The 20,025-nt window shown below is 59.2% G+C and carries 15 protein-coding genes; 2 read left to right on the plus strand and 13 right to left on the minus strand.

All coding sequences use genetic code 11. The features are described from left to right. The first annotated feature begins 20 nt into the window (after window positions 1-20). The gene (locus DL86_RS13235; protein WP_036262319.1) at window positions 21-1,313 is read left to right on the plus strand and encodes a glycosyltransferase family 4 protein; all 1,293 of its coding nucleotides are present in this window, start codon (window positions 21-23) and stop codon (window positions 1,311-1,313) included. On the opposite strand, the gene DL86_RS13240 is transcribed toward DL86_RS13235, so the two are convergent. Beyond that, a complete protein-coding gene (locus DL86_RS13240; RefSeq protein WP_084572910.1) occupies window positions 1,308-2,057 on the minus strand; it encodes a CDP-alcohol phosphatidyltransferase family protein in 750 nt (249 codons plus the stop codon). The genes DL86_RS13235 and DL86_RS13240 overlap by 6 nt on opposite strands. Before the next feature lie 167 nt (window positions 2,058-2,224). On the opposite strand from DL86_RS13240, the gene DL86_RS13245 reads away from it, so the two are divergent. Beyond that, the gene (locus DL86_RS13245) at window positions 2,225-3,358 is read left to right on the plus strand and encodes a glycosyltransferase family 2 protein (RefSeq protein ID WP_245276371.1); all 1,134 of its coding nucleotides are present in this window, start codon (window positions 2,225-2,227) and stop codon (window positions 3,356-3,358) included. Here the strand turns inward: DL86_RS13245 and DL86_RS13250 are convergent. The 12 genes from DL86_RS13250 to DL86_RS13305 form a co-directional block, all read right to left on the minus strand. Continuing rightward, complete coding sequence (locus tag DL86_RS13250; protein WP_051953393.1) at window positions 3,355-4,494, minus strand: hypothetical protein; 1,140 nt, start codon at window positions 4,492-4,494, stop codon at window positions 3,355-3,357. The genes DL86_RS13245 and DL86_RS13250 overlap by 4 nt on opposite strands. Then, window positions 4,491-5,882, minus strand: coding sequence for an aminotransferase class I/II-fold pyridoxal phosphate-dependent enzyme (locus DL86_RS13255; protein ID WP_036262323.1), 1,392 nt, complete (start codon window positions 5,880-5,882; stop codon window positions 4,491-4,493). The genes DL86_RS13250 and DL86_RS13255 overlap by 4 nt, the downstream gene beginning before the upstream one ends. A gap of 317 nt (window positions 5,883-6,199) precedes the next feature. Then, the gene (locus tag DL86_RS13260; RefSeq protein ID WP_036262325.1) at window positions 6,200-7,387 is read right to left on the minus strand and encodes a polysaccharide biosynthesis/export family protein; all 1,188 of its coding nucleotides are present in this window, start codon (window positions 7,385-7,387) and stop codon (window positions 6,200-6,202) included. A gap of 329 nt (window positions 7,388-7,716) precedes the next feature. Then, the gene (locus DL86_RS13265; RefSeq protein ID WP_036262327.1) at window positions 7,717-8,520 is read right to left on the minus strand and encodes an ABC transporter permease; all 804 of its coding nucleotides are present in this window, start codon (window positions 8,518-8,520) and stop codon (window positions 7,717-7,719) included. Between the two features lie 8 nt (window positions 8,521-8,528). Then, window positions 8,529-9,179 carry an ABC transporter ATP-binding protein gene (locus DL86_RS13270; protein ID WP_036262329.1) on the minus strand — a complete coding sequence of 217 codons (651 nt, stop codon included), beginning with the start codon at window positions 9,177-9,179 and terminating at the stop codon, window positions 8,529-8,531. Window positions 9,180-9,188: 9 nt separating this feature from the next. Beyond that, window positions 9,189-10,493 carry a KpsE/RkpR family capsule polysaccharide export protein gene (locus DL86_RS13275; protein ID WP_036262332.1) on the minus strand — a complete coding sequence of 435 codons (1,305 nt, stop codon included), beginning with the start codon at window positions 10,491-10,493 and terminating at the stop codon, window positions 9,189-9,191. 31 nt (window positions 10,494-10,524) lie between these two features. Beyond that, complete coding sequence (locus DL86_RS18800) at window positions 10,525-12,729, minus strand: glycosyltransferase (protein WP_051953395.1); 2,205 nt, start codon at window positions 12,727-12,729, stop codon at window positions 10,525-10,527. Further along, on the minus strand, window positions 12,726-13,652 hold the full coding sequence (locus DL86_RS13285) for an NAD-dependent epimerase/dehydratase family protein (RefSeq protein WP_051953397.1): 927 nt from the start codon (window positions 13,650-13,652) through the stop codon (window positions 12,726-12,728). The genes DL86_RS18800 and DL86_RS13285 overlap by 4 nt, the downstream gene beginning before the upstream one ends. A gap of 13 nt (window positions 13,653-13,665) precedes the next feature. After that, the gene (locus DL86_RS13290) at window positions 13,666-15,327 is read right to left on the minus strand and encodes a glycosyltransferase family 4 protein (protein ID WP_036262334.1); all 1,662 of its coding nucleotides are present in this window, start codon (window positions 15,325-15,327) and stop codon (window positions 13,666-13,668) included. A gap of 72 nt (window positions 15,328-15,399) precedes the next feature. Continuing rightward, a complete protein-coding gene (locus DL86_RS18805) occupies window positions 15,400-17,424 on the minus strand; it encodes a glycosyltransferase (RefSeq protein WP_156964642.1) in 2,025 nt (674 codons plus the stop codon). A 96-nt stretch (window positions 17,425-17,520) separates the two neighbouring features. Next, window positions 17,521-18,576: a hypothetical protein gene (locus tag DL86_RS13300; RefSeq protein ID WP_036262337.1), complete on the minus strand. Its 1,056-nt coding sequence runs from the start codon at window positions 18,574-18,576 to the stop codon at window positions 17,521-17,523. Window positions 18,577-18,764: 188 nt separating this feature from the next. Beyond that, window positions 18,765-20,000, minus strand: a complete 1,236-nt coding sequence (locus tag DL86_RS13305; protein ID WP_036262339.1) for a KpsE/RkpR family capsule polysaccharide export protein — start codon at window positions 19,998-20,000, stop codon at window positions 18,765-18,767. Between the last annotated feature and the right edge of the window lie 25 nt (window positions 20,001-20,025).

Here is a 20,025-nt window from a genome sequence, read left to right on the forward strand (position 1 = left end):
GCCGCTTTTGAGGTTCAATCATGGTTGTCCCGGTTGCTTATGACATCACCAGACTCGCCACGCGGGTCCTGAACGTCACGCCAAATGGGATCGATCGGATCGATTTCGCTTTCGCGCGCCATTTTCTTGCGCCCGCGCGCGACGGCGGCTCTGGGATCATGATGACGCTGCTCGGCCCCCGAGCGATCGCGCTTGAAGGCGCCCGCGATGTGGTGGACGGCATTTCGGTTCATTGGGGCGAAGAAGAAAAGCCGGACCAGGACGAAAGCTATCGCCGGATCGTCGAATGGATCCGAGGCGGGGCGCCAAAGAGCTCCGCCGCGCGGCGCGTCGCTCGAGGCCGCTCGGGACGGGCGACCGGTGTTCTAGAATGGATCGGCCAGCACGGATTTCCACTCGGCTGCTCTCCCGCCGCCGTCCTGCCGAAGGGGACGCGCTATCTCAACGCAAGTCAATTCCCGCTCTGGATCTCGCGCTATTTTCGCTGGTTGGAAAAGCGCCCGGACGTCAAGGCCGTCTTCTTCATCCATGATCTCCTGCCGATCGAGACGCCCGAATATTTTCGCAAGGCCGAGTACGAACGGCATTTGCGCCGCCTTGAAAACCTGGCGCGTTTCGGCGCCGGCGCGATCGTGACGACTGAGGTCGTGAGAACTGCGCTCGCGCGGCGCTTGAAGATGCTGGGGCGAGGGGACATGCCGATCCTTGTCGCGCCGATCCCAGTCGCGCCCATTTTTCACCGCCGCGGCGAGGCGGACGCAGCCCTTGCGGCCCACCCCTATTTCATTGCCTGCGGCACAATCGAGCCGCGCAAGAACCATCTCATGCTCCTACATGTTTGGCGGGAACTCGTGCGCCGCGAGGGCGCCTCGGCCCCCAAGCTTGTCTTGATCGGGAGCCGGGGATGGGAAAATGAGAATGTTATCGATCTCCTCGAACGCTGCGACGCGATCAGCAATCATGTGATCGAGGCGTCAGGGCTCTCGACTCCCAGTCTCAAGCGATTGCTCGACGGCGCCAGGGCCTTGCTGATGCCTTCGTTCGCGGAAGGATATGGTTTGCCGATTGCCGAGGCTTTAGCGGCCCATGTGCCCGTCATCGCCTCGGATATCCCTGTTTTCCAGGAAATCGGCGGCAGCCGCATTGTTGCGGTCAGCCCGATCGACGGCGAGAGATGGCTGGAAACGATCCGCGCCTTCGCCAGGCCCGATTCGTCGGAGCGGAGCGCGGTTCTGACAAAGGTCGAAGAGCAAGAACCGGCGAGCTGGGAGAACTATTTCGCTTTGATAGGCAAATTTCTTGAGAGCCTATAAATCAACGGCCGTCGCTATAGGCGCGCGCGGGTCCAGCCGGGAGTCCTCAATCCGCAGTTTCTGCGCTACTTTCAGCAAGTTCACGATGAAAAGAGCGACGAAGACGACGCCCGCGCCGCAAAGCGCAAAGTCGTAGGACGAAAACTCGGCTCCGCCGATCAGCATCTGCGAGCCCCCTTCGAGATACATCCAGCAATTGATGCCGATCATGGCGAGGCGAAGCTCGGTTGGCCCAAGACCGAGAAATGACAATTGAAAGCTACCCGAGACATGATTATGCAAGAATACATACATACAAAGCATGAAATAGCCGAGGAGCGCGAACAGCGCGACATCCAACCGGATGAAGGGAGAAAGCCCGACCCCCACCATGATCATCAAATTGCAGACGGCGTCGACGGAATGATCGAGGAAATAACCGTAGCGCGGTCTCTCGGCTCTGCGGTAACGGGCCAGGCTCCCGTCGAGCGAGTCGCCAAACCAATGCACGACGAAGCCGAACGTCGCCAGCCAAAGGAACGCTAATTCAAACTGGCTGGCCACATATCCCGTGAAAACGATCGCCGCTCCGACCACCCCAAGTCCGGTCAGGCGATCCGGCGTGACGGCGCGCGGCATATGCGGGCAAAGCCAATTGAGCAGATCGCGCTCTAGACGGGCCAGAATATTCTTCTGAATGCGTATCGACGGGCGCACATGGACCGTGGATACCGCTTGTCCCCCGAGTAGAATTGATTGCGACACAACCCGCCCCCGCGTTCGGCCTTAACAAATCCACCTTGTCGCAGGAAAGAGTTTAACAACCAATAACTCTTATCCATTCATCAATGATTAATCGTCAATTGTGACCAAAAAGCGCCATGCACCTAGTCTTCACCGTTATTCTTATGGCGTGGCTCACAATAGGAATCGTGAGCACGATTTCCGCGTGGCGCTACACCTGGGGGCTTCCGCGTCCGGAAGTGCCCGGACGAACGCCGCGCGTCGCCGTCGTCGTTCCCATCAAGAATGCATCCCCGCTGACCACGGAGTTTTTGCGGCGGCTGCGAAGCCAAGCCTATCCGGACTACCGGATCATCGCGGCGGTCGAGACCGAATCCGACCCGGCTTTTGCTGTTCTCTCCGAAGCGGCCGAGACCTCCGGCGCAATTGTCTTTACTGTAGTCGCTGGCCCGGTCGAGCGCGGCGGCCAGAAAGTTTGGAACCTGCTCGCCGCTCTCCCGGCGATCAAGGCGGATGACGAAATCATCGTCTTCACCGACGCCGACACGCTGCCGACGCCTGAATGGCTCGCCAGAATCGTGTCCGCCCTGACCGATGCCGGATACGATGCGGTAACTGGGTACCGCTGGATGATTCCGATCGACGGGCGATTGAGTTCGGCCATCGTGGCCGCGGCGAACGCCTCGATCGTGACGCTGCCGCGCATTCCGGCCATCATCAATCTGTGCTGGGGCGGGACGACGGCTCTGAGGCGCGAAACCCTGGAGCGAATCGGCATAGCCGATTATTGGCGCGGCGCGATCAGCGATGACTTGCAGATGACCCGCGCCCTTGGCGCGGCCGGATGCGCGATCTTTTCCCCGCGCCAGAGCCTTCTGCTCTCCCCAATAGCGATGGATTGGAAGGAGGCCTTTGCGTTCGGACAGAGGCAATATCGACTGATTCTCATGCATGTGCCGAGCCTTTGGGTCTTTGCGGCGTTGGTAACCCTCGTCCCCGTCGCGGCGGCGCTTCTTTCCCTGATATTGGCCTTCCAAGGGCAGATCCCGGCGATCGCGGCGCTGGCCGTTTCAACCGCGCTTGGCGAATTGCGCTTCCGCTACCGTCGTCGGATTTTCAGATCTCTTTGGCGGGAAACCGATGCGGCTAGCCTCGCCGGCTATTGGCGGGCCGAGCGATTGCTGCGGCCGGTCTGGTGGTGCTTTCACTTGGCCTGCGTCTTCGCCGCGCTCGGATCACGGCATATTCATTGGGCAGGCATCGATTACCAGGTTCGGGGACCGCAAGACGTTGAGGTCTTGTGGCGAAGGGCCGACGATTAGAGTTCGCGCTCGTAGATCCGAAACGTCCGCGCATGGCGGGCGGGCAGGCTTTCGACGAGATTCAACACGGCATGGTTGGTTTCGAGCATCCAGCTGATCTCGATTTCCTCGACCCTGGCGCTGCGCGCCATCGCAATGGCTTCGGCCAAAAGAAGTGAAACCGCCATCGAGCCGACGCGGGTTCCACGCCAGCGGCTTGCGACGCCAATCATCGGAATTCTCGTCATCCGCGTCCCGCCAACGTGGATGCGCCACAACATCTGCGCCCAACCGAATGGCAGCAGCCTTCCGCCCAGCCCTTCAAGCGCTGCGTTGACATCGGGTATCTGCGATACGACGGCGATGTTTTCGCCTCGCCACTGCGCCATTCTGATCCACGACGGCTTGCAAACGGGGAGCATCAGCCGAGAAATCAGCTTCGCTTCGGAGCGACTGACCGGCGTCGAACTCCAATTATTTTTCCAGGCGTCGTTGTAGAGTTCCAGGACCTGCGGAAATTGCGTCGACCAGCGAGTCCGGGACAGGCCATAGGTGCGGATGTGCTTGGCCGGTTCGAACCGATCCGCGAGCGCGGCGACGCGCTCCGGGAAGTCCGACTCCGCCGCCTTGCAGACATTGGCGAAAACGTCCATCGCCTTGCGCAGCCCGAGCGCCTCGATGTGACGCGCGTAATGAGGCGGAGCGTGATTCGTGCGCACGACGTGATTCTGATCGAAGCCTTGGACAAGAACGCCGATTTCATGATTGATCGACAGGCTGAAGGGGCCGCGCATGCGAAGGAGCCCCCGGCGGCGCAAGAAGTCCGCGGCGCGATCGAATAGCGCCGCGAATGCCTCGCTGTCGTCGATCGCGTCGATCAGGCCGAAATGTCCGCAACCATCCTGGTATTTTTCCAGGTGCGCCCGGTTGACCACCGCCGCGATCCGTCCGACGGGCTCGCCATCGCGAAAGGCGACGAAAGGCTGAATTTCGCTTTCGAGCATCAGGGGTGAGCGCTTCTTATCGAGCGCCAAGCGCATTTCTTCGCGAACCGGCTCGATCCAGCGCGGGTTCGACGCCTGGGCGCGTCTTCCCGCCTCAATGAAGGCGTCGACATCAGAGGCGCACTGGACCTCCCGCACCTGCAGCGCCGTCACTTGCGGTCGCCTGCCGCAAGGCCTGGGATCGCCAGAATCAACGCACTTTCATCGATCTCATTCAACGCGCGGCCGACGGAGGAAATTGCGTCGCGCACCTGCTCGGCGCTATGTTCGGAGGTGAGGAAAAAACGCAACCGAGCGGCGCGCTCGGGGACCGCCGGATGGATGATCGGCTGGACATTGACGCCATATTGAAAAAGCTTTTGGCTGAGCGCGACGGCGCGAACCGAGCTGCCGACGATGATGGGAATGATCGAGTGACCCGCGCTTGTTCCCGTATTCAGTCCTTGCGATTTGGCGGCCTCGAGAAAGACGTGGCTAAGACGCTGCAATCTGTCGACCCTGTCCGGTTCGCGCCGCAAAATGGCGAGGGCCGCCGCCGCCGCGGCGGCCAAGGGCGGCGAAAGGCCGACGGAATAGACAAAACCTCCCGACATGCATTTCAAATACTCGACTAGAGCCGTCGCGCCGGCGATGAAGCCGCCGCATCCGGCGAGCGCCTTCGACAAGGTCCCCATCCAGATGTCGACGTCGCGGGGATCCGTCCCCCAATGCTCGAACAGGCCATGTCCCTTTCGTCCGAGCACGCCGAGGCCATGCGCCTCGTCGACCATCAGCCAGGCGTCGTGACGGCGCTTGATTTCGATTAGTCTCGGCAGATCAGGCACATCGCCATCCATGCTATAGAGCCCTTCGACGACAATCAGGACACGCTCGAACTGCCGCCTCATAGAGACAAGAAGCGCGTCAAGGGCGTCGATATCATTGTGCGGGAAGGAGCGACGTTCGGCGCGAGACACAATTGCGCCCGCCAGTATGCTGTTATGGGCCAGGCTATCGTGGACAATCAAATCCTTTGGTCCGAGAATGGCGCCGATGGTCGAGACATTGGTCGCATGGCCGCTGACAAAGGCGACGCAGTCATCTTGACCGTAATGTTCGGCCAATGCCTGTTCGAGTATCCGATGTCCGGGCCTTTCTCCAGCGACCACTCGGCTCGCGGAGGCCGACGAGCCGAATGCGTCGATTGCGGCATGCGCCGCAGCGCGAACCTCGGGATGTTGGTTGAGCCCTAGATAGTCGTAGGAGGAGAAATTGATAAATTGCCGTCCGCCGATGCGCGTTGTGGCGCCGGCGCCGGTCTCGTGCAGGCGAAAAAATGGATTGTCGAGCCCAACGAGAGCCGCCATCGAGCGCTGCATCTTGAGTTCGCGGTAACCTGGCAAATTAACGAAGTCTGTCCAGCCGGCGCGCGCTGGCTTGTCTTGCGATAGCAAAGAGGGCCTCGATGCAACCGTCGGCTGATTGTTGAGTCGGCTCAAGACGATTTTGTCGAGCAATTGCCGATCATCATCGTCAAGGCCATGCCCGTTGTGGGATTTCATTGCAAATGTCCTGTGATCCAACTGCCAAAAAAACTCCGCCAAGCTTTTGGCCAGCTACGATCGGATAGAATCATCTGATCGAAAAGGGATCGCTTAAGATCAAAGGGTTGGAGCCCGTTCTTATGCGGCATTGGATATATCCGATGCCGCAATATCGAAAAAATCTATCAACTTTTTTAAGAACATGCTCCAATGTGGCGATGTCGATTCGTCTTATCGTCTTAATCGGTTACTAGACTAGTCTAGGTCATGGAGTTCAGCCGCCCAACTTTGGTTGTCGCTGATTTGCTTAGTATATTGCGATTAGGTCCTTGCCTCTAGCATGCCGCCACCCGTATGCACACGGTCGCCGCCGTTGCAGTCGGGCCCATGACTGCGCTGAGGACCGCCAAAGCCTTCTGGACATCGGTGATCGGAGCATTGGACACGTAGAGCAAATCTCTGCTAAGGACGCGGAAACTCTGGGCTACGAACAGGCTGTTGGCATCGCGCAAGTTCAGCCTATAGACGATTGGCGTCAGCTGTCCGGGCGTAATCAGCGGGCTTTCCGGCCTGAGGGCGCGAGCGACGCTTGCCGGCTCGAAGCGGAAAATGAAGACGCCGGCCGGATCAGCCCGATGGTCGAGAAGGCCCCCGGCTTTAGCGAGCGCCTGCGATAGGCTGATGCCTTCGGCGTCGAAAGGAATCTCCGCGTTTCGCCCGGTTGCGCCATAGGCGATGAATGTTTGTGGATCCCGAATCAGCGTAAGAACGTCATTTGCGCGCAAATAGATGTTCTCCCGAGGGTCGGACGTAACCCGGGTCATGGCCACACGGGCGGTGACCGGCCCTCTCGAGAGCTGGACATAGGTCTCGTTGACCGGCGCGCGAATCCCGCCGGCCGCGGCGATGACATCGACAACGCGGTCGCCCTTGACGCTCAGCGGCACCCGGGCGCCGTTGGCGACTTCGCCGGTCACGGTGACCGTATTGCTGACCGAGTGGGTGACGTTGATCAGAACCTGAGGCTGGATCGCTTTGCCTTCGAGAGCATGTTCGACGATCGTCTGGACATCCTGGGTTGTGCGCCCCGCGACGCGGACGCGGCCCGCATAGGGAACGGTAATCGCCCCATCTCGGCCAACCACTTGATCCGGGATCGTCGCGCTCTTCGAACCCGTCGAAAAACGGTCGGTGGCGAGGGATCCCGAAAACAAGCCGCCCGATGCTGCCTCCCAAATGGTTGCCGAGATCGTGTCGCCGACGCCAATGCGAGGTTCGACGGATGGCCGATAGTCGCCGAAGCGGGAGAGAAGACTCTCCGCGCCATTATGCCGCAATATGTCGACTGTGAAGGCGTCGATGTCGACGATTTCGTAACGTTGGAAAATTGCCGCCCCGACCTGCGCCTGCTGAGCGACGTCGTCCGCGCTTGGCCCCGAATTGGGGATGCTCGAACAGGCGGTCAAAACCAGCAGCGCGGCGAACGGTAAATTGCGAGCAACGATCTCAAACGTATTAATCATGTGCATTAAACTCAATATCCTGCAAACCAATAACACTTCCTACTTGTCAAAACCAATTAAAGCCCTACTGGCGCGCTTTTCCTAAAAAAGTGTATCAGGAAGATCACATAAATTTTTGTACCGAAAAGCATTCGAACCTTCCGGCCAGGGCCTCAAAGCCATCTTAACGACCGGTGACGGATTGCATTTTGTATGATTCTATCGTGGCCTATTGATTTGGGAGCCGACGCTTCGACGCCTGCTCCGCGACAAGCCTCGGCCCTCCCACATCGCACCGCTAGAACACAAGGTCGCTGTTTTCGCTTCGTCAACGGACGCTAATTTCATTATCAACGAATGCGCCTGGAGAGACGTTCGCCGATTAGACCGAATGCAAGGCAGGCAGTGGAAAAGGAAAGGAGATACGAAACATTCAAAATCCTATCGGGATAATTCTCATAGTAGGAATAACGAATCCACTCGACGCATTGAAGCAAGGGATTGAGTGCAATCCAATAATTGTATGGCTCTGGAATATTAGACGGAAAAAAAATAACCCCGGAAGAAACCCACATGAGCGGCATCGTAAGGTTATAAACGGTGGCCCAAAAAGGGAAAATTTGAGCAATTAGAGAATTGATGACGCCAAAAGAGAAACCAAAGTATATTGCCGCGAACAACGCAAACAGGATTCCAGCCCAGTCACGAGGTTTGAATCCATCTGAGAAAATATCCAATATAAATATAACAAAAATAAAAACGATAACGCAGCTTACCGCCTCTAAAACTCCTCTTGCGAATATAATATCGAATACCTTTACTCTATTAAAGAACAGAAGCGGCCGGTTTTCCTGTAACGCTATCACGATGCGTCGTGAAAGATAGAGAAAAATGACAAATGGCAGAATCGACAAGCCGAAATAGACGATCTGATCGTTCCCAACAGGCGCAAGCCGTTTAAATATATGATATATTGTCAAAAGTGCGACCAGATGCGCTAGCGGCATCAATAATATCATCAAGAAACCCGTGTAATACGGTCCCGACCTTACTCTGATATCGCGTAAGACAATCGCATTAATCACCGCGAGGTTGATCGCGAGTGCGGAAGCCGCGGGCCTGCGTCTTGCCTCCGTCATCTCTTTTGCATCCATACCGCGCCTCAATTGTTTTTTCGGTAAAATTCGACAGCGTCGTCGATATGTCCAAAAGCGATGAGCTTGCCGCGATGAAGCGCCAGCCCCCGATCACAATAGGCCTTTATGGTTCCAATGCTGTGCGACACCATGATAATGCTGCTGCGGCCGCGCCTTTCGTCAAAAGCCTGCTTGCACCGCAAGTTAAATCGGGCGTCGCCGACGGCGGTGATCTCGTCGACGAGATAGCACTCGAAATCGATCGCCATCGAAAGGCCGAAAGCGAGGCGCGCGCCCATGCCGGATGAATAAGTGGAGACAGGCATGTCCAAATAGTGGCCGATCTCAGCGAAATATTCCACGAAATCGATGACGCGCCGCGTATCGGCGCCATAAATGCGGCTGATGAACTTGACGTTCTCCCGACCGGTCATTTTGGGATGAAATCCGCCGCTGAAGCCAAGCGGCCATGAGACCCGCAGATCGCGTGTGACCTTGCCGGAATTCGGCTGTTCGGTGCCCGCGATCAATCGCAAAAGCGTTGATTTGCCCGCTCCATTCGGGCCGAATATTCCATAGGAATGGCGGGTGTCGAACGTATAGCTTACGTTGTCGAGAACGACCTTGCGGTGGTTCTCGGTCTTGTAGATCTTCGTGACGCCGGCCAGTCGGATCATCGCTGCACTTCATCTCCCGAGCTTGCGCAGCGCCAAACGCGATCCCGCGCGCCCAACGCCACACATCACGCCCACGACGCCAACGCCGAGAAGGCTGAACAAAAGCCGTTTTGGATAGGACGGATCACGGGCCAGAACCGGATGGACGAACGTGGCGAGATAGACTTTCTTCCCTCCAGCGTTGATCCTGGCCCGCTCGAGCGCCGCGGCGGTCAAGGTATATTGCTTTTCGGCGATTTGCCTTTCGAGCTCCAATTCGTCGAAATGCGTGATTTTGCTGGATATCGCGTCGGCGCCGGATCCTCCCTCCGAGGTAAGGAGCTTGCCGAGGCCGGCGATCTGTTCGCCGATGACCTCGATCCGCGTCCGTAGAATTTGGTTCTGTGGCGCGGTCTCGGCGACCTTGCCGCGTTGTGAGGCCGTCAGCTCCTGTTCCAAACGGATTTTCTCGAGCCGAAGCTCCGAAATCAACCGGCCGATCCCTTCCGCCGTCTGCCGCGGATCGAGAGTGGATTGCTCATTGCGCAGGTCCCGCAGGGAGATGCGCGCGTCGCGAAGTCGATTTTCAGCGCGCGCGACCTCGGATTCCGCTTCGCTCACCGCATCTTTTCGCGCCTGCGCCGAGAGCCCGTTGGCCAACCGTTCACTCAGCTCCACTGTGGCCTCGGCGATTTTAAGCGCATCTTCCGGCGTGAATGCGCTGACTTGAACGGTCACGATTCCAGATGGCGCTTCGATGGAGATGTTGACGCGCCCACGCCAATATTTGACGAATTCCTCGATCGGAGCATTGACGTTGAAACGGGACAGCCAGTCGATCTTATCGCTCGCGTAAATAGCGCGAAGCCCGATCCGCCGGTCGAGATCTTCGACCATGGCCTGGCTTTTGATATAGTTGACGATGATGAGAGAGTCCTGCACCTGGGTGAAGGAATTAAGGCCGGTGAGGGCCGAGATAGCGTCGACAGCGGGTCGCTCACCGCCCCTCACCGCAAAGCGCGCCTCGGAGACATATTGGTTCGAGACAATCAACGAGAAATAGGCGATGATCAGGCCGGCCGGCGCCACGAAAAAAACCAACAAACCGAGCAGGGTATGGCGCGACTTCCAAGCTTGGCTGAAAGTCTGAAATCCGGCCCAGGCCACGACCTGCCAGTTTGGCCTTGCGACGGCGCGATTTTTGGCGAGCCGCACCGTCCTCGCCGCGCGACGCAATTCCTCGGAGACGCTCTCGGCGCGCACAAGCGCCGCCGCCCGCCTCTCGGCGCGCGCGTTTGTCTTCGGGTGATCGGCCTCATCCTCGGCGACCGTCACCTCTTTCGTCCCATGGCCGGTTGCATCGCCCTTATCTGCGCCTCATGACGACAATGTCCTGAAAGTCGTGAATCGCGCCCTCGGCATAGGCTACGATATCAAACCATTTTGTCCAAACCGCGTCGATCCATTTTCGCCCAACGAAGGTGACGCCGTAGTCATACTCGGAAGAGGTCAAATGGCCCGCCTGCCGGATGAAAAGGAAGCCCGAACCATGATCGAGGGCCGCGCGGGCCCGCTCGATCGCCTCGATGGGCACGCCGAGCAATTCAAGAATAGCGGGGTCCGCGGTCGCACGCTCCAACGTTCTACGGCCATGAAGCGTGATCATCAAAAACGCGCCCGGTCGCGTGACGCGATAGAGTTCTCCGCTGTAGAATTGCACGTCGCTTTCGGTCATGTGGGTGAAGACAGAAACGCTGACGACCGCGTCGAAACGCGCCTCGGCGCACGGCAGCGATTGCCTTGGAACCGTTCGAAGGGCATGGACCCACGGCAAATTGCTCCGCACCCATTCGATCATGCGGGCGTCGACATCGAGCCCCACATAGGAACCCCGATATCCCTTAAACAGGCGCGCGAGTCGCCCGACCCCGACCCCGAAATCGAGCCAGGATCGAAAGGAATTGAGCGGCGCGGGACTGATGGCGGACAAGGCCCGCATGATGTCGACGCCGTGCCGCGCGAAATCCTCGCGCCTATGGAGCCCGGAGGTTTCACGCATCAATGCGACCGGAGGAAAGGGAGCGATTCCGCCTTGCTCCATCTCGCAAGCGCCAATGGCGATGTCGTTTTGCGCGAGCCAGGCCTTCAGGGGGCCTTCGACGCCCTGAACGATCGGCGCGGCGAGGCTCAGATCGGATGGGCCGAGCATGGATCGAGGCGGATCCAACGCGATGAGATCATGCGCGGCATAGAGGGCAAGGAGATCGCGCGCCATGTCGGTCGGAGTCTTCTCATACGAGCTCGCGGCGCTCATGCGGCTCGCCATCTCGGGAGCGTCGGCGATCTTCTGCAAAATGCCGGTCAGGCTGCCCTGATCGCCGCGCTTGAAATGAAATCCGTTCACTCCATCGTCGACGAATTCCGTCATCCCCAACACATCCGAAATGATGACTGGAGTATGAGTCGCCAAAGCTTGAAGGAGGATCAGCGGACTATTTTCGTACCAGGTGGAAGGGATGACGAGGTAATCAAGCTTTGCCAAGGCCCGCGCCAACTCGGTCCGCGGCAAGATTCCGCAAAATTTGACCGGCAGCCCTTCCGCCTGTCGCCGCAAGCCCGCGTAGTAGGCAGGGTCCTGATCATGCGGTCCCCATATGGCGAGAGAAAGATTTGGGCGCTCGCAAGCGCGCAATGCATCAAGCAGGAGGTGGGCTCCCTTGTGCGGGAAAAGCTGGCCTATGAATCCGAGCCTCACAGCGTCGCCGTCGAGGCGCGCCGGCTTGAGGGCGCGATCGATGTCGACGCCGAAATGACTGACGCGCATCGGCGCGGGAAACCCATTGCTCTCATAGGCGCGCTTCAGAAAAAGCGTCGGGGCGATCGCTTCCCGATAGACCTCCATCGCGGCGCGAAGAATGCGCGGCCGAACAATGATGTCATTTGGGGCGAAGGAGCTGATGATGAAGGGATCGGCCTCCCTCTCGCCAAGGCGGGCGAGGCCGCGGGAGACGGACGGGCGCAGCGCTGGATGCCCGCCAAGTCTGGCGATGGGTTGGGCGTCGGCGCGCGAGCCGACGGCCTTGAGAAAACATGCGATGCAATTGGCCCGCGCCAAGTCAGGTCCTTCGCAGAGCTCCCCTTGCGCATTCTCAAGGCGATTATTGTAACAAAAGCCGAAGAAATCGGTCAGCGTAGCGAAGACGGGCGTCCTCATTCGCCGAGCTGCGTCGAGCACGGCGGTCGTGTGGCTGATCAGGTGACAGATGTGAATGACGTCCGGCTGCAACATGCGAAGCAGCCGCTCATGCAAGTGGCGTAAGGCCGGCTGCTCATAAGTGTCTCGCACGCTTCGGTTCGGAAAGAGGTTCTTGTCGATCGAGACGACGCGAACGCCCTCGTAGTGAGAGTCCTCTATGATTTTCGTCTGCCGGGGTTCGCCGGATAAAGTCGCAGAAACCACGACTGGCTCATGTCCTAGGCCGACCAGTTCCTTCGCGAGAGCAAATGTATAGGCTTCGGTGCCATAGAAATGGCGAGGGAAAAAGCAATGAACGTAGAGCGCGATCTTCATTGTGCGGTCTTGGTCAGGCTTGCGATGGTTCTGCGCATTCCTTCTTCGAAGGATACGCGAGGCGACCATCCGATCTCTCGTAGCGCCTTGCCGGGATCCAGCACCGACACCGGCGCGTCGAAGAGCCGCGCGGGCATGCGTTCGACCTGGATCGGCTCGTGAAAATGCTCTTGCAGCGCGCCGATCACATCGTTCAATGAATGACCTTTGCCGCTGCCGATATTGAGCGCATGCGAGGCCTGCTCAGCGTGGCCTGCGCGCAAAAGAGCATCGACGGCGTCCTCGATATAGACATAGTCCCTGACAATGGAGCCGTCGCCGAAAAGCCTGATGGGCGCGCCGGCAAGCGCGCTCCTGGTGAAATGGGTGATGGCGCCAAAGGGCCGCGATGCATCCTGTCCGGGTCCAAAGACGTTTCCTATCCTCAGCGAAACAGGGCGGATTTTGCCAAGGAGCGCGAAGAATTCGAGATAGGATTCGACCGTTCGCTTCGAGACGCCATAGGCGGACAAAGGATTGAGCGGATGATCCTCCGCCGCAGGCGCATGGAGAAGCCGGCCGTAGACGGTTCCTCCCGATGAGGCGAAAACCACCCGCGGGCGCATCTCGCTCTCCACGTTTTCGAGCAAGCGCAAGGAGCCGACGATGTTGACGCGCGCGTCTTCGGACGGCGCCAGATTGGATTCGGCGGGAATCGTCGACCAGCTCAAATGATAGATCAAGCCGACGCCGCAAAGAAGTTCGCGCAAGGGCTGGGTCGGTTCGGAAAGATCCACCGATCGCCAGACCAGCCGCGCATGCGACGGAAAAGGGCAGGCTCTGCGTCCGGTTGCGATCACCGTCTCGCCCAAAGCAAGAAGCGCGGGCACCAATGCGCGTCCAAGAAAGCCGCTGGCGCCGGTGACGAGAACTTTCGCGGTCATGATCGCGACGCTCTTAGAGCGGAAAGTGGATCGCGTCGGGCAAGCCGCGCAGAAAGTCGATGTCATCGGGCGCAAGATCCCGATAAATATTCAAATAGTCGACCGCCATCCGCTCCACTGAAAAGCGCGCGAGCGCCAGGGTCCGGTTGCGTTCGCCGATCGCGTTGAGCCGCTCGCGATCGTCGAGCAACGAGACGACGATCTGGGCGGTCTCATCGAGGCTCTCGCCCAGCGTATCCGAACCGCCGAGGATTTCGGGGATGGCGCCGACGTTGTAACCCGCGACGGCGAGCCCGGAACACATAGCGAACGGGATCACTTGGCCAAAGCTCTCTTGATGCACGGGCGCCACGAAGGTTTTGAAACGCGCGAACTGGGCGGGCAGATCCTCATAAGGCACATATCCTGTGAATTCGAAATTCGAAAGCAGAGATTTCTGCGCAACGCGCGATCGAAAATGCGCGAACAATGAACCATCGCCGACGATGATGACCCGCGTCTTTGGCCTTTTCTCGACGATTGCAATGAAAAGCTCGATCGCGTCCGCATTCAATTTGTCGTTCTCGAGCCGATAGACGGCGCCGATCGCATCGAAGGAATCGGGATCGACGACTGGAGGCGGGGCGAACCGATCGAGATCGACGCCGGGATGAATGACCTTGGCGGGGGCCACCGAACCAAAGCGACCGAGAACGCTGTCCGAAACGAACACATTGCGATCGACATGTACGTCGGCGAAAGGTGCGATCGGCGTATTGACGTTCTGCACTATCGGACACCCGAATTCGGCCGCCGCCTCGAACACCATCCTGTACCATGATTCGTCCACATCGCCCCAATAGTGCACATGCGCGATGTGAGGTCGAAAACGGCTGAACGCGCTGCGCACCTGGTGACGCGAGGCCGGCTGCGGCGCGAGCCTGATCGTCATGCCTCGATGCGCTCCTCGACTAGGCAGAGCTGAAGTCAGGACCTCCATGTCGATTCGATGGCCGAGATAATCGTGAAGATCGACGATGAGCTGCGTAGAGCCTCCGACCCAGACATTCGCGATTGCGTGCAAAACTCTTGGCCGGTTGGCGAGAGCGAGCCTTTGCCGCGGCCGAACCCGATAGAGGGTCGGCCGAGAAAGGCCAAATGAAGCGCGCAAATTCTTCACGAAGACATGAGGGTCGACCTTTCGCGTCCAGATCTGTCCAATTGGGTCGAACGCGAGCCTTTCGCTGCGAAAGCGCGCCTCGTCGATGCGCCGCGCAACGTCGCGCCAATGATAAACCGACCCGACGAGCGCTGCCGCGAGTTTTGCGGCGGCGCCAAGCGCGCGAAGACCCGAGCCACCCAAGGAAGCCAGTCGCAGCAGCGGCTCGAGCCGCGCCCATCGCTCCTCCAGATCGGCGAGATGGTCTTGCAAGATCATCATATCCCGCTTTATCGCCATCTGCGCATGGCCCGACGACGCGTGACGGTCGCCGCGCGGCGACTCCGCGCCACTGTCGAACGTTGGTTGGGACAAGCTTAAATGAGGCGTCGGCTCGAGTTGGCCTGGCTCCTGACCGACCGGTTCGGCAAAGGCTGCGCCCGAGGTCGGAGTCGCATCCGACGGAGGCGGCGCAATTGCTTCTCCAAACTCGGATCCCTCGGCGACGCCAATCAATGATTCGTTCCCATCCGTCATGCGGGGCGCCAATTGCGCGCCTCGAAATCGTCAATTATCTCTTGCACCCGCCGGGCAACAATGAGCATTTGGCTAGGCGAGCGCAAGCGACAAGCTAAAGAGCGAGAGGCCAGGATGAAAGAACGGATCATCCCGCAGACGATCGCGCCAGCGACGCCGGAAATAGGCGCGCTCCGCCGCATGAATGTCGAGGCGCCGAAAGGTGGCCTTGCCTCGGCTTGCCGATTCAAAATGGATAAGGCGAGCGAAAGGCGTCCATAAGGTCTGGAATCCAGATTCCTCCAACCTCATACAGAGATCGATATCGCCGAATTCGACAGGCAGATGAACCGCGTTAAACCCGCGAACGGCGAGGAATTTGGACCGTTCCACGGCAAGACAGGCGCCCGTGACCGCAGAAGCTTCGTGAATGGCCAGGTTGCGGCCGAGCCAGCCTGGATCAAGATCTCGCCCGCCCGAATCGAAATGGCCGACCCCGTCGCCAAGGCCAAGCACAACCCCCGCGTGCTGAACGCGCCGGTTGGGATAAAGCAATTTGCAGCCTACCGCTCCAATCTTCGGCTCGAGCGCCTTATCCGCCAATTCGCAAACCCAGCCGGGTTCGATGATCTCCACGTCATTGTTCAGGAAGATGACAATGTCGCCTCGCGCTTTGGCCGCGCCGAGATTGCAGAGAGCCGAAAAATTGAAGGGGCCGGGCGATTGCAGCAGCGTAACGCGAGGGTCGCCCACCGCAGCCTCAAGAACTTCAAGCGCCCTCGGATCGGCGGTGCCATTATCGACGATGATCAGGTCGAGCCGCGGAAATTCGGTTTCTTGAAGGACGCCGGAAAGCGTGCGGCGGAGGAATTCCGCCCTATCGCGCGTCGGCAGGATGATCGTGACGCTCGCTCCTTGGCGGCGCGCCGATCGAGGCTGGCTCAGTGCGGCCGCCTCTCGCTCGGCGCCGCGCCTTGGCGCCGTCCGCGTCAGCAAGCGCCGGATATGGCGAACTTCGTCCCGCCCCAGATTGTGCAAAGCGCTCTCGACCAAGGTCTCCTCGTCGTTCAAGCCTCGCCTCGAGGGCCATCGACTGCGCATATGAGCGAGCCGTGCCAGCATCAATCGTCCGACGTAGGGCTTCGCCGATTGCAGACGCGGGCTCCAATCCGGCTTGAAGACGGGCGCATCGCCCTCCGACGCCCCAACTTCCTCGTCGCAGTAAAATGCTTGCGCCTCGGGCGCGCCGAGGCAGGCCTCGATGAAACAAGCGAAGGCATGGGGCGCCAGCCGATCCCCCACGCCGATAAAACCAAACAGATCGCCATCGGCTCCAACCGGCCCGAGCCAGTTTGCGCAAGTCCCGACCCGCCTTTCCTCGACCCGCCACGATGCGAGCCGGCTGTTGACGTCCGGATCATCGGAGCGGCCGACGATGCAAAGCGTCCAGCCCTGATAGATCTGGTTTTGCAGCGAGACGAGCGTCTCCTCGATCTGCTGCGGCGTCGCCTCCGCGTCAAGCCGCGCAACAAGTCTGATCGCTGGCGCATTCGACCAGTCTGCGCGGGGCCTCTCGAAGTCCGCGAGGCTGGGGGCCGCCGAAAGTCTGTCCCGATAGGTCGGCCATTGCGCCGCGTTCGAACTTTGCGTCGCCCACCGGAAATTGTCGCGCGCTTCCTCCCGCCATCCAAGAAGCGACGTTCCGATCGCGCTCAAGAAACGGCGTTGGTTCCCCGCCAGACCGAGTTGCAAAACGCCAAGACTCGATAGAGTTTCGATCTCTTCGATGACGAAGCGAAAGGGGCCGGGGCGAGAAACGGGCGATATCCAAACGGCGGTAGCGTCCTCGGGCGCGATCCCGACCCATTCCGCGCGGCCAAGGACAGGGCCGGGGAGGAGATGCCAACCGATCTCCTCCGCGCCGCGCCGAAAGCTAACCTCGGGCCGCGTAGGATCATCGTAGAAAGAGAGCCGATAGCGCATTCGAAACCAGCGCCCCGGCCTGAAGATCGACATTGGTTCGATCGCGAGCCAGGGATTGCGGCTTGACGCAACATAGCTTCCAGCTTCCCCTTCCACATCGGAACATGGGAGCAGGCGGATCATGGGGTTGTTCACGTCCCAACATCATGAAGCGGAGAAGGCGTCCCGCGTCGCCGTGGCGATGCAAGACTTCGCTGGCTGACGCGCATCTTATGGAAAACAGGCATCTTGTCAGGTTTTCGCATCTGATGGAGCCACAAGAATGCGAATCGCTTCCGCATAAACTTCTAGATCTTTTTCGATGAGGGCCCGGGCCGAGCGCATCTCGCGCAATATATCCGCAAAGCCGATCACGGTCTTGCTGGCGGCGAGAGGAAGCTCGGCAAGCGGATCGGGCAAGTCCAGGACCGCCGTGAGAAGATCAAAAAACGAATGCAGATCCGCATGAATGCCGACGACGTCCATTTCCGCCAGCGCGTCGAGCGTGGCTGCGGTCTCCCCCGGCGGCGGCGGATCGAAAGCGTTGGGAGCTGCGAGCTGATAGACGAGCGGATTGTAAAGCAGCGCGCGCATCTCATCGGATGGATGCGACAAGACAGCGTCTAGAGCGCTTGCATCGGTGATATCGACGTCGCGCAAGGCTCCGGCGCAGGTCTGCAACGCAGGCATGAGATCCAGCACCGCGGAGCTCACATCAGGCGATGACGCCCATTTCAAGATAAGCAGGCGTTCGGACAGCTCCTCGAAGGGCTCTCGCAAAAGAATGCCGATCTTGAATCCGCGATCGCGCAAAAGCGGCTCCCATATCCGAAAGAAAATGCGTCCGGATGAGAAAATAGAGTTCGTGAAGGGAATGGCGAAGATTGATCGGGTCGTCTCCTCAGGAAGGAGCTCCATTGACTGATAGGACATCTGGAATTGAGGAGCCAGCTGTTCATCGATGCCCGAGGAGCGGAACAATTGGGTTTCAAGTCGCAGGAACTTTTGCTCCGTCAACGGACCGGTGTTCCGTCGCCGGTAGATTAGGACATTGTTATCCGCATCGATGATTTCCAGCCGCGTGGCGGCGCTCACTCCCGGACAATTGGCTTCGTCGACAATGAAACCGCAGACGCCGGTGTTGTGGAGCCCCTGCTCCTTCAGCAAGGGGCGATAAACGAAGGCCTCCACGACGACATGATGGTCGAAATCAAGATGAACCAAGATCCTCGGCGTTGCGGCCGGATTGTCGGGCATGAGCCAGCCAATAATGCGCTCGCCTACATCTTCGTCGATACTGAACAACATGACGCCTCGGATGGTGCAGGGCCGATCGGATTATCCCTTGAAGCATGTCGGAAAATCTGACCGACCTTTTCGACACGGAAGTCCCGAGCAATCTAGCCTGGGATTGATTAATTCCACATCAGTTTTGCCGAAAATCGGGGCCGCTATTTGGAATTGACGCTTGGCGCAAGAGAGCAAAATAGCGTTTCTCAACGCTCGCCCCAATGATCGCGAATTCCCGCTGTTGTCAGCATGATGATGCTCCACAACCCGAACGCGCATGCGCCAACAAATGCGGTCAACCTGAGCCGGCGAGGAAATTCCGCGGTCGTCGGCATCTTGGGTTCGACAAAGAGCGCGAGATAGACGTGTTGTCGCTCAGCCTCCAGACGCGCGCGCTCATAGCCCGCCTGCGCAATCTCCAGGAGCCGCTCCGAAAAGCGACGCTCCAGTTCTCCCGACTCGAACCGCGCAATTGTTTGAGCAGCGGATTTTACGTCCTCCCGCCGGCTCGTCAGCGCCTCGGTCAAGGCCGCGGTTTGCGATTCGAGCGCCTGGATCTGACTCGCGAGCGCTCGCTGCTGCGGCGCGCTTGCGGACACCACCTTCAAGTTGGCGTCATGCTGGCGCTCCAATGCGAGCTTCTCGCGAATGACGCCCAACAAAGTCGTCGCCGAAGCGTCGATCGCCGACTGCGGATCGACGGTTCCCTCCTGATTTTGCACGTCGCGCAAATTGCGAAGAGCATCTGAATAGCGCAGGCTGGCTCGCTCCAGGTCCTCCTCTGCCAGATAAAGCGCATCGCGGCGCGCGCGGGCCGCGATGCTGTCGATCATCGTCTCCGTTGCTCGCGCGACATCCTTGGCCAGGTCGAACGCGTCTTCCGGAGTGAAGGCTCGCACCCGCACGAGAATTAGCCCGGAGACGCGATCGACATTGACGGCCGTCATCCCTTGCCAATAGGCCCACAGGGCATCCTCGCTTTTTGTCCGGTCGAATTGAGACAGCCAGTCCGCGCGCGCGCTCGAAAACATTGTTCTAAGAGCCGCGCTCCGATCGAGTTCCCGCACGACGTTGCGGCTCCGAAGATAATTTGCCACCACATAGGGCAAACTCCCAATATCGTGCGCATTTCCCCCTCTGGTTAGCGCCTTGACGACATCCTCGTCCCCCCCAAGTTCAGCCGCCGACCTGACGCTGAAGCGAAATTCCACCGCATATTGGTCGGAAGCGATCAAGCCATAATAGAGCGAAGCGGTGAGCAGGGGCCCAAGAACGCAGAGCGCAAACGACAAAATCAGCCATCGCCAGGAGCCGAACTGGTCGATGGGGACTGAAACGCGGCGCAAGTCTTCGCCAAGAATAAAGTGCTCGACCGCATGCGCGCCTGTCGCGCCGGTGGGAAAGCCAGCCGCAGACTTGGGTTCGCGATGCGCGTCGTTCATGCGGCCCTACGATGGATTGGCCAAC

The organism is Methylocapsa aurea (genome assembly GCF_000746085.1).
In the GTDB taxonomy this organism is placed as follows: Bacteria; Pseudomonadota; Alphaproteobacteria; order Rhizobiales; family Beijerinckiaceae; genus Methylocapsa; species Methylocapsa aurea.